Here is a 15,392-nt window from a genome sequence, read left to right as displayed (position 1 = left end):
GGCTTGAGATCACTATGGCAGCGCAATCGGGCCGGTTTTTGACGATCCAAGAAAAGCTTGAACGATGAGTAGGTGCGCTTCTGGATGATTTGTGGAGATTTTGCCGTAATTCGAAAGGCTAGTCGAAACAGTATGTTAGCTGACTAAGGCAGTGTCGAGGTGCACCATCCACGCCGCTATCGGTCAGCAATACGGCGCAAAGGGGGCAGGGATCGCCGCAGTCGTGCCGGGGTTCAGAGGGTAATGGCCGAGATCAGCCGCCCGTAATCGGCTTCTTTCGCATGGGTGGTGCGGCGGTAGGAGTAGAATCGCTCAGGATCGCCATAGGTGCAGTGGCGCGTCCATTCTGCATGACCCACGCCAGCAGCGCGCAAGCGGTTCAGGCCAAAGCCCGGCAGGTCAAACAGCAGCCTGTCCCCATCGCCTTGGGTGAAGTAGCGGGCAAAGGCCGGGTCTTCGGCCATGAAGTTGTCCATGAATTCCGGCCCGACCTCATAGGCCCGCTGGCTGATCGACGGGCCGATCACGGCAGTAATTTTATCACGCGTAGCACCGAGGTCGACCATGGCATCGACCGTGGCGTCTAATATCCCATCAAGCGCACCACGCCAGCCGGCATGGGCCGCGCCGATTACACCGGCTTCGGCATCGCCGAAGAGTACAGGCTGGCAATCAGCGGTCAGGACCGACAGCGCGATGCCGGGGGTTTTGGTGACAAGCGCGTCCGCGCGGGGTTTGTCCTGCGGCGGCTCGGTCACGGTAACGACGGTTGCGGAATGCACTTGATGAACGCCGGCAAGGTGACCGGGTTGCACCCCCATCGCCTCGGCTGCGCGGGCACGGTTAATGCTCACGATCTCGGACTGGTCGGAGCTGCCGCTGCCGCAGTTCAGTCCGGCAAAAACGCCCGAGGATGCGCCGCCGCGCCGGGTAAAGAACCCGTGTCGAAAGTCGGCGAGTGCGTCTGATGTCAGTATTTCCAGCGTCATGCTTCGGTCCCCGGAGGCGGGGCTTGGCCGGTCGGGTAGAGCCCCATCACTTTGAACAGGTTTCCCATTTCCGTGGGGTGCGTCAACCGCCGATGTGCAGCGATGTGCGACTGGAGGGGGGCGCCGGTCAAGCCTTGAGCCAGCTTTTGCGCACGGTCCGTGATGCCGAGACGTTCGAGAAAGACCCCTTGCGGGGCGAGGCGGCTATAGGCGCAGGGGCAAGCCAACGCCAAAGCTTCGAAATCGACATGGGCGGTCAGGTCGGCCTGTCCGGGGGTGGCCAGCGGGTCGGCCGGGGCGTGCTTCTCCAGCGCCTGCAGCGTATCGCCGAGCGCGCGCCAATCGCCGTAGTCGATGATCAGCGCTGCACCGCTTCGTTTAGCAATGCGGTCGCCGATCTCTTCCACGACCTCTGTCGCTGGACCGCGCAATTCGACGAGATCGCCGTCCTTCGTGTCTTCCATCCGATGCGACAGGGCAGGCTGCGGAGCGACAGGGCCGAGGCCAAAAGTTAGTTTGCCGTCAGCGGCGCCGACAAGACGTTCCGCCCAGCCATCGCCCTGCCGTATGAACTGGCGAATGGGAAGGGCGTCAAAGAACTCATTCGCGATCAGATACAGCGGCGCATCTGGCAGATCGGCGATGCTGTCGCACCATATAATATCATGGCCCGCAAGCGTTTCGCGCTGTGCCGCGCGTAGGGTAGGGGAGGCCTCGACCAAACAAATCTGTGCCGCATCAATAAACCCTGGCACCCGCGCGCAGGCACGCAGCGCATCGGCCATCAGCGTGCCGCGTCCGGGGCCGAGCTCGGCCAGCGTAAAGGGGCTAGGCGTGCCCTGATCCAGCCAGCTTTGTGCGAGCGAAAGGCCGACCAACTCACCAAACATTTGGCTAATCTCAGGCGCGGTGGTGAAATCGCCCGCTTCACCAAAGGGATCGCGCGTCGTGTAGTAGCCCCATTCGGGGTGCAGCAGGCAGGACTGCATATAGGCGTCGAGCCGCATGGGTCCTTCCAACGCAATACGCGCCAGCAGATGGTCCTTTAAGCTCATGCGCGCCGCCGTGCGCGCAGGATGAAGAAGACGCCGACGGCGATCATTGGCAGCGAGAGAATCTGCCCCATGGTCAGCCCCCAGCCGCCGACTTGCCACGCCAGGCCCAGAGGATTGCCCGGGGTGACAAATTGCGCATCGGGCTGGCGCAGAAACTCGACAGCAAAACGCGCAGCACCGTAGCCCGCGAGGAAAGTGCCCCCGATCAGACCGGGCATCTTCAGCGCCCCACCCCGCCATGCCATCCAGATCAGCAACCCTCCGAGCAGCAGACCTTCAAGCAGCGCTTCGTAAAGCTGCGAGGGGTGGCGCGCACAGATGCCTGCTACGTCTGGGCAATATTGTGCGGCCCCGCCGGGGAAAGCGATGCCCCAAGGCACATCGGTCGGACGGCCCCAAAGCTCGGCATTGATGAAATTCGCCAGCCGCCCAAGAAACAGCCCCGGCGCCAGCCCGAGAGAGACCATATCCCCGGTCGAGATAACCGGAATGCGATGCCGCCACGTATAGAACAGCCCCGCAAGAATCACACCAAGCGCGCCCCCGTGGAAGGACATCCCGCCCTCCCAAAGCTGCAGGATCGCTGCGGGGTTCGACAGGTAGTAGGCCGGTTGGTAAAACAACACATAGCCCAAGCGCCCCCCGAGGATCACACCAAGGATGACCCAGAAAAGCAGGTCCTCGACCTGTCCGGGCTGCATCACCGGGCTGTTGTTCTTCCACAATTGCGGACGTTTCACTGCCGCCGTGGCGATGCGCCACCCCAGCAGAATGCCCACGATATAGGCCAGCGCATACCAGCGCAGCGCAAAGGTGGTGCCAAACAGGCTAACCGAGAAGATTTCCGGCGCGATGTCGGGGAAGGGGAGCATGGCTATCATGTCGCTGATTGAGCAAGGCCGCGCGGGGAAGTCAACCTTGCGGGTAAGGGCTGCGCGCCCCATATAGAGGCTAACATGACATCCGGAGGCCAGACATGCAGACCCGTAACAAGTTTTTCGACGACGTTTCACAGATGATGACAAATGCGATGGGCGTGGCCCAGGGCGCCAAGGATGAGGCGGAGACGGCCTTTAAGGGCATGCTGGATCGTTGGCTCGCAGATCGCGACTTTGTGACCCGCGAAGAGTTCGACGCCGTGCGTGCAATGGCGCAGAAGGCCCGCGAGGAAAATGAATCGCTGAAAACGCGTCTGGAAAAGCTCGAAGCTAAAGGCTGACCCAAAGGGCCCTTATCGCTCAGACGGACGCTTTACTGCTGCCCCCGCCGGGGCAGTGGCTCAATTTGCTAGGACGTTTCGGTCCAGCCCAGAAATTACCCCATTCCCCCAATCCTAGATGTTTTCCGCGACTTACCCACAATTTATTGCGGTTATCCCCTACGATTTGTGTTTATCCCCAAGAAAAACCTTGCCAGATCGGCCCTGCCGGACCACCATATATTGTATAGGCGAGGTAAAGTTACACGTCTATTTGTGCAGGCTTCCATGGTTGGTAGCGTCCCGGCGCTCCGCCCGGAACAGATTGAGAGGTGGCGAAATGGCCCTGTCCGAGCATTACCTTGAAGAAGACATTCACCCCATTGATATCGTGGAAAATTTAGCAGCCCATCACGATTGGGAATTCGACCGCGTGGCGGACGACCAGATCGCTATGGCTGTAGAAGGCCAGTGGCGGACCTATTCCATCACCCTTGCTTGGTCCGCTTATGACGAGACCCTACGTCTGATCTGCACATTTGAGATGGAGCCCCCGGCGGAAAAATTGCCAAAGCTTTATGATTTGTTAAACCTCGTGAATGATCAATGCTGGGCAGGCGCTTTCACCTTCTGGGCCGATCAGCAGCTGATGGTTTACCGCTACGGCCTTGTCCTGTCGGGCGGCCAGCATGCAGGGCCCGAGCAGATCGACACAATGATTGGCGCCGCTGTGATGAGCGCTGAACGCTACTACCCCGCGCTGCAATTGCTGGTTTGGGGCGATCAATCTCCCAAAGCCGCGATGGATGTCGCCATTGCAGAGGCTTACGGGCGGGCGTAACAAAGTCCCCGAACAACTTCGGGGGGAACGATGAAAGACAGCAGAGTAGCGCGTGACGGTTTGGTTTTACTGGGCTGTGGCAAGATGGGTTCTGCGATGCTTGCGGGCTGGCTGGCCCGCGGGCTGCCAGCAGGTGCAGTCTGGGTGGTGGACCCGAAGCCCTCGGACTGGTTGCAGGGCACTGGGGTAAACCTGAATGCCAAGCTGCCCGCGGCCCCGGCTGTTGTGCTGGTTGCCGTAAAACCGCAGATGATGGCCGAAGCGCTGCCGACCCTGCAGACCATGGGCAATGGCGATACGCTCTTTGTCAGTGTCGCCGCAGGCACAACCATCGGGTATTTCGAGAGCATCCTCGGCGCTGAGACGCCGATCGTCAGGGCCATGCCCAACACGCCCGCCGCTATCTCCAAAGGGATCACCGCGATCGTCGGTAATGCGAAGGCAGGAAGCCGGTCGTTGGACGAAGCAGAAGCGCTTCTCAGTGCTGTGGGCGAGGTTGTGCGCCTTCAAGAAGAAGCGCAGATCGACGCTGTCACCGGGGTCAGTGGCTCTGGCCCGGCCTATGTTTTCCACATGATCGAATGCATGGCCGCCGCTGGCGTCGCACAGGGGTTGCCTGAGGAACTGGCGCTGCAATTGGCCAAGGCAACCGTCGCGGGCGCAGGGGCTTTGGCGATGGAGGCCGAGGAGGACCCGGGCCAATTGCGTGTGAATGTCACAAGCCCGAACGGCACGACGCAGGCAGCGCTAGAGGTGCTAATGGATGCGCAAAACGGCTTCCCCGCTTTGCTGGACCGCGCCGTCTCCGCTGCCGCTGATCGTTCGCGGGAGCTTGCCAATGGCTGAGATTTCCTTCGACGATTTTCTGATAGTAGACATCCGTACAGGAACGGTCACCCGCGCCGAAGCTTTCCCCGAAGCGCGCAAGCCTGCAATCAAACTCTGGGTCGATTTCGGGCCCGAGATCGGCGAGCGGAAGACGTCTGCCCAAATCACTGCGCACTATACGCCTGAGATACTTGTGGGCCGTCAGGTCGTGGCGGTGGTGAACTTCCCACCCCGGCAGATCGGACCGTTCATGTCCGAAGTATTGGTGCTCGGCCTGCCGGACGCGGATGGCGAGATCGTGTTGCTTTCGCCGGATCAAAAAGTGCCTGATGGAGGGCGGATGCATTGAAAAAGATATTGATTGCCAGACCTTTGACCGACGAAGTGACAGAGGCGCTTTCGGGTTGTGACGTCACCGTTCGCCAGGAGACTGCGCCCCTAAGCGCCGATGAATTGCGTGCAGCACTTCGGGACTATGACGCGGTGATGCCGACGTTGGGAGATGCCTTTTCGGCTGAGGTCTTTGCAGATGTGCCCCAGCCGCGCTGCAAGCTGCTCGCCAATTTCGGTGTCGGCTATAATCACATTGACGTCAACGCCGCCCGCGCCGCCGGGGTGGCGGTCACCAACACCCCCGGCGCGGTGACGGACGCTACGGCAGACATCGCCATGACATTGATGCTCATGTGCGCCCGTCGTGCGGGTGAGGGCGAGCGGCTGGTGCGATCCGGCGCTTGGGAGGGCTGGCATCCGACCCAAATGTTGGGGCTTCATCTGAGCGGGAAACGGGTCGGCATTGTCGGCATGGGGCGGATCGGTCAGGTGATTGCGCAGCGTTGCCATTTCGGCTTCGGCATGGACATCAGCTATTTCAACCGTAGTGCCAAGGACTTGGCTTTCCCGGCAACGCGTGTCGAAAGCCTTGAGGAACTGGCGGGCAAGGTTGATGTGCTCGTCGTAGCCGTCCCCGGCGGTGCTGAAACGCGTCATCTGATTGGCGCGACAGTTCTCGCAGCGATGCAGCCCCATGCGCTCCTGATCAACATTGCCCGCGGCGATGTGGTGGAAGAGGCGGCCTTGATCGACGCCCTGCAAGCCGGGCGGATCGGCGGTGCGGGGTTGGATGTTTATGAGTTCGAACCCAAGGTGCCGCAGGCGCTCCGCGACCTCGACAACGTCGTGCTGCTGCCGCATTTGGGCACGGCAGCTCTAGAGGTGCGGGTCGATATGGGGTTGATGGCGGTCGCGAATTTGCAGGCTTTTCTTGACGGTCAGCCCTTGCCGAACGCCGTCTAGCTGTCACCCACAGCAGCGCGCCAATGACGGCGGCAGAGCGAGACATAGGTCTCATTGCCGCCGATCTGCACCTGCGCACCAGCCCGCATGACATGGCCTTCGGCGTCTTGGCGCACGACCATCGTCGCCTTCTTTCCACAGTGGCAAATGGTGCGCACTTCGCGCATCTCATCGGCCAGCGCGAGCAGGGCAGCGGAGCCGGGGAAGAGCTTGCCTTGGAAGTCGACACGCAGGCCGTAGCACATGATCGGCACGCCTAGGTCATCGACGGCGCGGGCGAGTTGCCAGACCTGCTCGGCTTCTAAAAACTGGGCTTCGTCGATGAAGATACAGGCGCAGGGGCCGTCGGCGAGGCGGGCTTTGACCTTGGCCAAGAGGTCTTCTCCGGGGCCGAAAGTATCCGCCTTTTGACCGATGCCAATCCGCGAGGCGATGCGGCCTTCGCCTGCGCGGTTGTCGAACTGCGCGGTCAGCAAATAGGGCACCATGCCGCGTTCCACGTAGTTATGCGCGGCTTGTAGCAGCACCGTGGATTTACCGGCATTCATGGTCGAGTAGTTGAAGTAAAGCTTGGCCATGGGTCGGGTGTTACGCCGCCCGCCGAGGCGGATCAAGATTGAATGACCAAGGCGGGCTGCGGGATGACATCGGGGCGGCGAGGGGGTAAGGGGCAAGCAGGTTCTTATTGGGGATAGCGTGATGACAGATGGCTTGGACAACCTGCGCAAAGAGGCATTGCCGCAGATTGATGTGGCGGCATTGAAGGCGGCAGATGATCCGGGGCATAAGCCACGGATTTTGTTGCTATATGGCTCGCTGCGCGAAGTCAGCTATTCGCTCAAAGCGGCGCAGGAAGCGGCGCGGATATTGGAATATCTAGGTTGCGAGACCCGTATATTTGACCCGTCCGGTCTGCCGCTGCCGGATGACGCGCCTGCGGAGCATCCGAAAGTCGTGGAACTACGCGAGCTGGCCGTTTGGGCCGAGGGTATGGTCTGGTCCAGCCCCGAGCGGCATGGGGCGATGACCTCGATCATGAAAGCGCAGATCGATTGGCTGCCGCTGTCGCTGAAAGGCGGCATTCGCCCGACACAGGGCAAGACGCTGGCCGTGATGCAGGTCAGCGGTGGGTCGCAATCCTTTAACGCGGTGAACCAGATGCGTATTCTAGGCCGCTGGATGCGGATGGTGACGATCCCCAATCAATCCAGCATCCCAAAGGCGTGGCTGGAGTTCGACGAGGGCGGACGTTTGCCGCAGGGGCCGTTTCTGGCCCGCATTGTCGACGTGATGGAGGAACTGGTTAAGTTCACATGGTTGGTGCGTGGCCGGGCGGAGTACCTCGTTGATCGTTATTCAGAGCGCGTGGAAAGCGCTGACGAGGTTCATAAGCGAGTATCGTTAAAAGACACTTAACCTGCGGTGATCCGCAGCCCGGAAACGCTTAGTCGCGTTTCCGGACGAGGACGGAGCCCACTGAATAGCCCGCGCCGAAGGAGCAGATCAGTCCTGTGTCACCATCCTCCAAGTCGCTGGAATGTTTGGCAAAGGCGATGATCGACCCGGCAGAGGAGGTGTTGGCGTAGTCTTGCAGGATGTTGGGCTGTTCACCCGGTTCCGGCTCGCGGCCCAGCACTTTGCGGCCAATAAAATCATTCATGGATTTGTTGGCTTGATGCAGCCAAACCCGTTTCAGATCAGAGGATTGCACGTCGTTGTCGGCCATGTGGTTGCCGATATGTTCGGCGACCATGGGCAGCACTTCTTTGAAGACTTTGCGGCCGTTTTGCATGAATTGCATGTCGCGGCGGTCAGCCAGACCATCGGGGCGGGAGCGGCGCAGGAAGCCGTTGTTGTTGCGGATGTTGTTGGAATAGTCGGTCGCGCAACGTGTTGAAATGATATCGAAACAGGGGCCGCTTGCGTCTTCGGCGCGTTCCACCAGCGTGGCGGTGGCAACGTCGCCAAAGATGAAATGGCAGTCCCGGTCGCGCCATTCGAGGTGGGCGGAGCAGATCTCGGGGTTGACCACCAAGGCGGAGCGGATGGAGCCGGAGCGGATCATGTCGGCGGCGGCTTGGATGCCGAAGGTGGCGGAGGAGCAGGCCACGTTCATGTCGAAGGCGAAGCCTTTGATTTCCAATAGGTCTTGGATTTCGATGGCGACGGCGGGGTAGGCGCGCTCTAGGTTGGAGGCGGCGCAGATGACGAGGTCGACATCCGCGGCGGTTTTGCCCGCTTGGGCGAGTGCTTTTTGAGCGGCGTCGACGGCCATTTCGGCCATGAGGGACGGCTCTTCGTCGCTGCGCTGGCGCAGCAGGGGGTGCATGATATTGGGGTCGAGAATCCCTGATTTATCCATGACATAGCGCTGCTCGATGCCGCTGGCTTTGACGATGAACTCCTCGGACGAATGGGGCTTGGGCGCGATCTTGCCGGCCTCAATCGCTTCGGCGTTTTCAGCGTTATAGAGGTCCGCGTAGGCGTTGAAGGCTTCGACCAGTTCGGCGTTGGTGATGGTCTGTTTCGGGGTGAAAACGCCCGTGCCGGTGATGGCGGCTTGGTACATCAGAAGTATCCTTTCTCGCCAAAGGCTTGGCTCATCTTGTTCATTTGGTTGGGCCATGGGGATTAACCCTTTGGTCATTGTCACAGCCTGTACACCGGGCGTGCACGGCGCGTGCATACGGTGGTCAGAGATTATTTTAACGAACTTGCAACAGACTTGCCACGGCTTTGACACAGGAGGACCTATGGCCAAGCGCGGGCATGTGCAGCGGATGCATATGAACTATTTTACCGACGTCATGCAGCAGGTGAAATGGGACGTGCATCAGGCGGTCTTGGACAATGGGGCGGTGCCCGACGACTGGCACGAGATTGCGCGGGCGCGGGGGCGGCGGCCCAAGGTGCGGCTGACGATCCGGCTGGAGGAGGATGTGGTGAAGTTCTTTCGCGCCATGGGGCGGGGCTATCAGGAGCGGATGAACGATGTGCTCCGGGCCTGGATGCATGGGCGGTTGGCCGGGGTGATCAACGGGCCGGAGGCGGAGGATTTGGAGGTGGCGTTGTTGATGCAGTATTCGCGGCCGCGGACGGGGGAGGTTGAGATGGCGCATCACGGGGTGGTGCGGCGGGATGACGGGCGGCTCTATTCGTTGAATGAGGAGCGGTATTTGGCGGAGGAGGAGTTGACGGGGGACGCGGAGGCGCTGGGGGTGTTTCGGTCGTGTCGGGGTGGGGAGGGGTGAGGGGGCTTGGGAAGAGAGTGGTGAGGGGGGCGCCCTCCCTGGGGGGCGATTTGGTTCGTGTATGAGGCGGGTGCGGGGGCAGGAGGCGCTTGGGGTGTGGGGAGAGTGACGTTGCAAGATCGCCCTCCGGGGGGAGGGAGGGCGATGCCCGGTGTGCCACCGGGCGGGTGGGTGGCTGACAGGTTCGGCGCTAGTCGCCGACGGTAGAACGGTGAGTGCTAGGGGGCGGAGCGTGTGGGGTTAGCCCCGGTGCTCCGCCCGTTCGAAGCTCAGACTGTCCACTGGACAGTCTGCCCACGCGAGCGCGGGATCGCTTCTCACCCCTGCAAGGCCTTCACCCCGATCTCATCCTCAGCCTGCGCCTTGATCGCCAAAGCGGCGGCATGGGCGCCTGCGGCGGTGGTGAAGTATGGGATCTTGTCGTAGAGCGCGATGGAGCGGATCGACTTGCTGTCTTCCACCGCCTGCGCGCCTTCGGTGGTGTTCATCACCAGATGCACGTCGCCGTCCTTCATCAGGTCGGTGATGTCCGGGCGGCCTTCGTAGACCTTGTTCACCACGTTGCACGCATGGCCGTTCTCGGTCAGCCATTCCGCCGTGCCGCGGGTGCCGATGAGGGTAAAGCCCTGGGCCAGCAGAATTTCTGCGGCGGCTAGCATGTCCGCGCCCTTGTCGGTGTCCTTGACCGAGAGGAAGGCACAGCCCTTGCGCGGCAGGGGGTTGCCTGCGCCCATTTGGGCTTTCAAGAACGCCCGCGGGAAGTCGCGGTCCCAGCCCATGACCTCGCCGGTGGAGCGCATCTCTGGCCCCAAGAGCGTGTCGACGCCGGGAAAACGGGCGAAGGGCAGCACGGCTTCTTTGACCGAGAACCATGGCATGTTGGGGTCCGCAAGTGTCATCGGGTCGCCCAGCGGCAGGGTGTCCTCATAGGCGGCGGAGGCGTCGTAGGGGGCGCGCAGGGGGAAGTTGGCTAGAGGCTCTCCGGCCATGATGCGGGCGGCGATGGAGGCGATGGCAGAATCCGTCGCCTTGGCCACGAAGGGCACGGTGCGCGAGGCGCGGGGGTTGACTTCGATGAGGTAGATCTCGCCGTCTTTGACCGCGAACTGGATGTTCATCAGGCCGACGACGTTGAGCGCCAATGCGAGCGCACGGGTCTGCTCTTCGACCTCGGCGATGATCTCGCGTGGGAGCGAATAAGGCGGCAGGGAGCAGGCGCTGTCGCCGGAGTGGACGCCGGCCTCTTCGATGTGCTGCATGATGCCCGCGACATGGACATCTTTGCCGTCGCAGAGCGCGTCGACGTCCAGTTCCACGGCGCCCGAAAGGTAGCTGTCGAGCAACACGGGGCTGTCGCCGGAGACGACCACGGCGTTGGTGATGTAGCGCTCAAGGCTGGCTTGGTCGCGGACGATCTCCATCGCGCGGCCACCCAGAACGTAGGAGGGGCGGATGACCAGCGGGAAGCCGATCTCCTTGGCGATTTCCATCGCTTCGGCGTCGGAATGAGCGATGCCGTTACGGGGCTGCTTGAGGCCAAGGTTCAGGACAAGCTGTTGGAAACGCTCACGGTCTTCGGCCAAATCGATCATGTCGGGCGTGGTGCCGAGGATCGGGATGCCCGCTTCTTGCAGACCGTTGGCAAGCTTCAGCGGGGTCTGGCCGCCGAACTGGACGATGACGCCGTGCAGCGTGCCGTTTTCCTGCTCGACGCGCAGGATTTCCATGACGTGCTCGAAGGTTAGCGGCTCGAAATACAGGCGGTCCGAGGTGTCATAGTCGGTCGAGACCGTCTCGGGGTTGCAGTTGACCATGATGGTCTCATAGCCCGTGTCGGTCAGCGCGTAGCAGGCGTGGCAGCAGCAGTAGTCGAACTCGATGCCTTGGCCGATGCGGTTGGGGCCACCGCCGAGGATGACGACCTTTTTGCGGTCCGACGGGCGCGCTTCGCATTCGGCTTCGCCCATGAGCGGGGTCTCATAGGTTGAGTACATGTAGGGCGTCTGCGCTTCGAATTCGGCGGCGCAGGTGTCGATGCGTTTGAAGACGGCTTTGACGCCGAGGGCGAGGCGGGCGTCGCGGACGGCGGCTTCGCGCTGGTCGGTCAGGATGGCGAGGCGGGCATCGGTGAAACCCATCATCTTGAGGTCGCGGAAGCTGTCGCCGTCGGTCGGCAGACCGTTTGCGCGGATGGCTTCTTCGGCCTTGATGATCTCGCGGATACGGGCGAGGAACCACGGGTCAAACATGGTATGCGCGTGCAGATCGACGTCGCTCATGCCGTGGCGCATGGCTTGGGCGATGGTGCGCATGCGGTCGGGGGTCTGGGCGGTGATCGCTTTGACGAGTGCCGCGGTGTTCTCCGGCGCGTCGTTCGGCAGGTCGGCGTTGAAGCCTTGGATAGCGATCTCGTCAAAGCCGGTGAGGCCGGATTCCATGGAGGCGAGGGCTTTTTGCAGGCTCTCGTGGATGGTGCGGCCAATCGCCATGGCTTCACCGACGGATTTCATCGCGGTGGTGAGATGCGGCTCGGCGCCGGGGAATTTCTCGAAGGCGAATTTGGGGATTTTGGTGACGACGTAGTCGATGGACGGCTCGAAAGACGCGGGCGTGACACCGGTGATGTCGTTGTCGAGCTCGTCCAGTGTGAAACCCACGGCGAGTTTCGCCGCGATCTTGGCGATGGGGAAGCCGGTGGCTTTGGAGGCCAGCGCCGAGGAGCGGGAAACGCGGGGGTTCATTTCAATCACGACCATGCGGCCATCGGCGGGGTTCACGGCCCATTGCACGTTGGAACCGCCGGTCTCCACGCCGATCTCGCGCAGCACGGCGATCGAGTGGTTGCGCATGATCTGGTATTCTTTGTCCGTCAGCGTCAGGGCCGGGGCCACGGTGATGCTGTCGCCAGTGTGGACGCCCATCGGGTCGATGTTCTCAATCGAGCATACGATGATCGCGTTGTCGGCGGTGTCGCGCACGACTTCCATCTCGAACTCTTTCCAGCCGAGCAGGGACTCGTCGACGAGGATTTGGCCCATGGGGGAGGCGTCCATGCCCGAGCGGCAGTAGAATTCGTAGTCTTCGCGGTTATAGGCCACGCCACCGCCGGTGCCGCCCATGGTGAAGGCGGGGCGGATGATGGCGGGCAGGCCCACATATTCCAGCGCTTCGAGGGCGAGGTTCACGCCTGCGGCGAGGTCTTTCTTGCCGTCGTCGCGCATCGGCGCGGTGACGATGGTGGCTTTAGGGTTTTCGATGCCCAAACGGTCCATCGCGTCGCGGAAGAGCTTGCGGTCTTCGGCCATCTCGATGGCTTCGCGCTTGGCGCCGATCATTTCGACGTTAAATTTCTCCAGCACGCCCATTTCTTCGAGCGCGAGCGATGTGTTCAGGCCGGTTTGGCCGCCCATGGTGGGCAGCAGCGCGTCGGGGCGTTCTTTTTCGATGATTTTGGCGACGATCTCGGGGGTGATCGGCTCGATGTAGGTGGCATCGGCGAGGCCGGGGTCGGTCATGATCGTGGCGGGGTTGGAGTTGACGAGGATGACGCGGTAGCCTTCCTCTTTCAGCGCCTTACAGGCCTGAGCGCCGGAATAGTCGAACTCGCAGGCTTGCCCGATAACAATCGGCCCCGCACCAATGATCATGATCGACTGGATGTCGGTACGTTTTGGCATGGCGGCCCCCTAAATTTGCAAATTGTCCTGCCTTATAGGGATGGCGGCGGGGGCTGCAAGGGGGGAATGGGCCGGGGCCTTGGAAAAAAGGGGTTTGGCGCGGGTTCAGCTTGTCGTTGCGCGCTGCGGGGGCAGGCGGCTTGGGTGGCGGTAGAGGTAATCGCGCGTCAGCGGTACCGAATCGCGTTTGCGGGCCAGTTGGAATTGATAGACGGCCTGGGCCTGATGCTCGAAAGAGGCAATGCAGATGGCGAAGTAGTAGCGGAACATGGCGAGGAAACGGTCGTCATACATCTCGCGCAGCTTGTCACTGTTGGCCTCAAACCGTTTGCGCCATGCCCGCAGGGTGCGGGCGTAGTGCAGGCGCCAGATTTCAATGTCGCTTTGCCACAGGCCGGCGCGCTCCATCGGGCCTGCGATTTCCGACAGCGACGGGACGTAGCCCCCCGGGAAGATGTATTTGTTGAGCCATGCGCTATGCGGCATCGGCGGTGCGCTGCGGCCGATGGCGTGGATGAGGGCGATGCCATCCGGGGTCAGCAGATCGTGCAGTCGGGTGAAATAGGTGTCGAAGTTGGGCAGGCCGACGTGCTCCAACATGCCGACGCTGACGATACGGTCAAAGATGCCTTGGGTGTCGCGGTAGTCTTCGAGGAAGAATTGCACGCGGTCAGAGAGACCCTCGGCCTCGGCGCGGGTGCGGGCGGTGCGGAGTTGGTTTTCCGATAAGGTGATGCCGGTGACACGCACGTCATAGTCGCGGGCCAGCGTCAGCGCGAGGCCACCCCAGCCGCAGCCGATGTCGAGCACATGTTGGCCCGGCTCAAGGCAAAGCTTAGCGGCGATATGGGCTTTCTTGGCCTCTTGCGCGGCTTCGAGCGACATTTTTGGATCGGTGAAATAGGCGCAGGAATATTGCATGTCGGTGTCGAGGAAGAGGCGGTAAAGCTCATCCGACATATCATAGTGATGCGCCACATTGGCCCGCGCCCGGACCGGGCTGTTGCGTTGCACGATGCGGCGCAGGTGGTAGCGGAAGCGGTCCGAGGAGACGACCCAAGCGGGCATGTCGCCCGCGTCGCGGTTGCGCAGGAGCACGCGCAGCAGGTCGTCGAGATTGGTGTCGATCAGGACCAGCGAACCGTCCATGAAGGCTTCGCCCAAGGCCAGTTCGGGATGCAAACATAGGGCGCGGATGGTGGCGGGATCGTTGATGGCGATCTGCACCGTTTCGCCAATGTCGGGGCCGTAGTGGCGGCTGTCCCCATCGGGGAAACGCACCAGCAATCGGTCGCGTACCATCATGCCGTTCAGAAGTTGGTCAAGCAGTCCCTTCCACATGTCTTCCCCCATGCGCTGCCCAGAGGGGTCGATGCAGGTGCCACGTCCCCATGATACGCCTATAGACTACGCGAAAAACGCGTTTTGGTCAATTCAGACAGGGTCTTGGGGCAGGTCGGCGTCAAGGAAGACGCGCAGGGCAGCTTCGAACTCGCGGGGTTTTTCGGCGTGCAGCCAGTGGCCTGCGTCGGGGATTTTGGCAAAGCGGGCTTGGGAGAAGAGGTCTTTGATCGGGGCGCGGTGCTCGGGGCGGACATAGTCCGACGCGCCGCCCGACAGGAACAGCGTTGGCCCGTCGAACTGGCCTGAGACATCCTCGGGCCAGCCGATGATTTGCGGCATCTCGGCCTCCAGCGCGTCGAGGTTGAGCCGCCAGCGTTTGCCGGGAACATCCAGCGATTGGGTGAAGAAGCTTTGCAGGGCGCGTTCGACTCCTGCCTCGGCCAGTTGCGCTTCGGCGTCCGAGCGGCGTTCGACGCGGGCAAGGTCGACGTCGCGCATGGCGTCGATGAACATCTGTTGGGTGTGGCCATAGGCGACGGGGGCGATGTCGGCGACCACGACGCGGCGCAGCAGGTCTGGGCGGGTGAGGGCGAGCATCATCACCGCCTTGCCGCCCATGGAGTGGCCGCAGATATCCACTGGGCCGCCGAGGTGTTCGATGAGTTCGGCGAGGTCTTGGGCGAGGTCCGCGTAGCTGTGGCTGTCGTGATGCGGGCTGTTGCCATGGTTGCGCATGTCGACGGTCACGGTGCGGCGCGTATCGGCGAGGCGTTTGGCGATCACGCCCCAGTTGCGGCCCGAGCCATAGAGCCCGTGGACAATGAGCAGCGGCGGGGAGGCGGCGGTGTCGCCATATTCGGTGTAATTCAGCATGGGGGCAAATTAGGGCCATTGCAGGCCGGGGGCCAGAGCG

Annotated in this window: 15 protein-coding genes; 7 read left to right on the top strand and 8 right to left on the bottom strand. The window is 61.9% G+C overall.

The window, feature by feature from the left end:
- Nucleotides 1–233: 233 nt before the first annotated feature.
- From pgeF to lgt, 3 genes are read right to left on the bottom strand one after another with little or no spacing between them, the layout of a single operon-like run.
- Nucleotides 234–989, bottom strand: a complete 756-nt coding sequence (pgeF, locus tag BLS57_RS06285) for a peptidoglycan editing factor PgeF (RefSeq protein WP_093740246.1) — start codon at nucleotides 987–989, stop codon at nucleotides 234–236.
- Nucleotides 986–2,044, bottom strand: coding sequence for a class I SAM-dependent methyltransferase (locus BLS57_RS06280; RefSeq protein ID WP_093740244.1), 1,059 nt, complete (start codon nucleotides 2,042–2,044; stop codon nucleotides 986–988). The genes pgeF and BLS57_RS06280 overlap by 4 nt, the downstream gene beginning before the upstream one ends.
- Nucleotides 2,041–2,925 (bottom strand): prolipoprotein diacylglyceryl transferase, encoded by an 885-nt coding sequence (lgt, locus tag BLS57_RS06275; RefSeq protein WP_093740380.1) that lies wholly within the window; start codon nucleotides 2,923–2,925, stop codon nucleotides 2,041–2,043. Before lgt ends, BLS57_RS06280 begins: the two co-directional genes overlap by 4 nt.
- A 95-nt stretch (nucleotides 2,926–3,020) precedes the next feature.
- On the opposite strand from lgt, the gene BLS57_RS06270 reads away from it, so the two are divergent.
- The 5 genes from BLS57_RS06270 to BLS57_RS06250 all read left to right on the top strand — a co-directional run bounded on the left by BLS57_RS06270 (nucleotide 3,021) and on the right by BLS57_RS06250 (nucleotide 6,207).
- Entirely contained in the window at nucleotides 3,021–3,263 is a 243-nt protein-coding gene (locus tag BLS57_RS06270; RefSeq protein WP_093740242.1) for an accessory factor UbiK family protein, read from the top strand.
- 319 nt (nucleotides 3,264–3,582) lie between these two features.
- Nucleotides 3,583–4,083: a type III secretion system chaperone family protein gene (locus BLS57_RS06265; protein ID WP_093740239.1), complete on the top strand. Its 501-nt coding sequence runs from the start codon at nucleotides 3,583–3,585 to the stop codon at nucleotides 4,081–4,083.
- Between the two features lie 30 nt (nucleotides 4,084–4,113).
- Complete coding sequence (proC, locus tag BLS57_RS06260; protein WP_093740237.1) at nucleotides 4,114–4,929, top strand: pyrroline-5-carboxylate reductase; 816 nt, start codon at nucleotides 4,114–4,116, stop codon at nucleotides 4,927–4,929.
- The gene (locus BLS57_RS06255) at nucleotides 4,922–5,260 is read left to right on the top strand and encodes a tRNA-binding protein (protein ID WP_093740235.1); all 339 of its coding nucleotides are present in this window, start codon (nucleotides 4,922–4,924) and stop codon (nucleotides 5,258–5,260) included. The genes proC and BLS57_RS06255 overlap by 8 nt, the downstream gene beginning before the upstream one ends.
- Entirely contained in the window at nucleotides 5,257–6,207 is a 951-nt protein-coding gene (locus BLS57_RS06250; protein ID WP_093740233.1) for a 2-hydroxyacid dehydrogenase, read from the top strand. Before BLS57_RS06255 ends, BLS57_RS06250 begins: the two co-directional genes overlap by 4 nt.
- On the opposite strand, the gene BLS57_RS06245 is transcribed toward BLS57_RS06250, so the two are convergent.
- Nucleotides 6,204–6,785 carry a thymidine kinase gene (locus tag BLS57_RS06245; protein WP_093740231.1) on the bottom strand — a complete coding sequence of 194 codons (582 nt, stop codon included), beginning with the start codon at nucleotides 6,783–6,785 and terminating at the stop codon, nucleotides 6,204–6,206. The genes BLS57_RS06250 and BLS57_RS06245 overlap by 4 nt on opposite strands.
- A gap of 121 nt (nucleotides 6,786–6,906) precedes the next feature.
- Here BLS57_RS06245 and arsH point away from each other — a divergent pair, with 121 nt between their 5' ends.
- Nucleotides 6,907–7,623, top strand: a complete 717-nt coding sequence (gene arsH / locus BLS57_RS06240; RefSeq protein ID WP_093740229.1) for an arsenical resistance protein ArsH — start codon at nucleotides 6,907–6,909, stop codon at nucleotides 7,621–7,623.
- A 28-nt stretch (nucleotides 7,624–7,651) separates the two neighbouring features.
- Here the strand turns inward: arsH and BLS57_RS06235 are convergent, their stop codons facing one another.
- Nucleotides 7,652–8,776 (bottom strand): beta-ketoacyl-ACP synthase III, encoded by a 1,125-nt coding sequence (locus BLS57_RS06235; RefSeq protein ID WP_093740227.1) that lies wholly within the window; start codon nucleotides 8,774–8,776, stop codon nucleotides 7,652–7,654.
- A 184-nt stretch (nucleotides 8,777–8,960) separates the two neighbouring features.
- On the opposite strand from BLS57_RS06235, the gene BLS57_RS20020 reads away from it, so the two are divergent.
- Nucleotides 8,961–9,458 (top strand): BrnA antitoxin family protein, encoded by a 498-nt coding sequence (locus BLS57_RS20020; RefSeq protein WP_167356379.1) that lies wholly within the window; start codon nucleotides 8,961–8,963, stop codon nucleotides 9,456–9,458.
- Between the two features lie 317 nt (nucleotides 9,459–9,775).
- On the opposite strand, the gene carB is transcribed toward BLS57_RS20020, so the two are convergent.
- The 3 genes from carB to BLS57_RS06215 all read right to left on the bottom strand — a co-directional run bounded on the left by carB (nucleotide 9,776) and on the right by BLS57_RS06215 (nucleotide 15,352).
- Nucleotides 9,776–13,135 carry a carbamoyl-phosphate synthase large subunit gene (carB, locus tag BLS57_RS06225; RefSeq protein WP_093740223.1) on the bottom strand — a complete coding sequence of 1,120 codons (3,360 nt, stop codon included), beginning with the start codon at nucleotides 13,133–13,135 and terminating at the stop codon, nucleotides 9,776–9,778.
- Nucleotides 13,136–13,240: 105 nt separating this feature from the next.
- Entirely contained in the window at nucleotides 13,241–14,476 is a 1,236-nt protein-coding gene (locus BLS57_RS06220; RefSeq protein WP_093740221.1) for an SAM-dependent methyltransferase, read from the bottom strand.
- A gap of 93 nt (nucleotides 14,477–14,569) precedes the next feature.
- On the bottom strand, nucleotides 14,570–15,352 hold the full coding sequence (locus BLS57_RS06215; RefSeq protein ID WP_093740219.1) for an alpha/beta fold hydrolase: 783 nt from the start codon (nucleotides 15,350–15,352) through the stop codon (nucleotides 14,570–14,572).
- Nucleotides 15,353–15,392: the final 40 nt, after the last annotated feature.

Source organism: Sulfitobacter delicatus, from assembly GCF_900102535.1.
Taxonomy (GTDB): domain Bacteria; phylum Pseudomonadota; class Alphaproteobacteria; order Rhodobacterales; family Rhodobacteraceae; genus Sulfitobacter; species Sulfitobacter delicatus.
The sequence above is the reverse complement of the archived record's forward strand: the minus strand, read 5'-3'. Positions and strand labels throughout refer to the sequence as shown.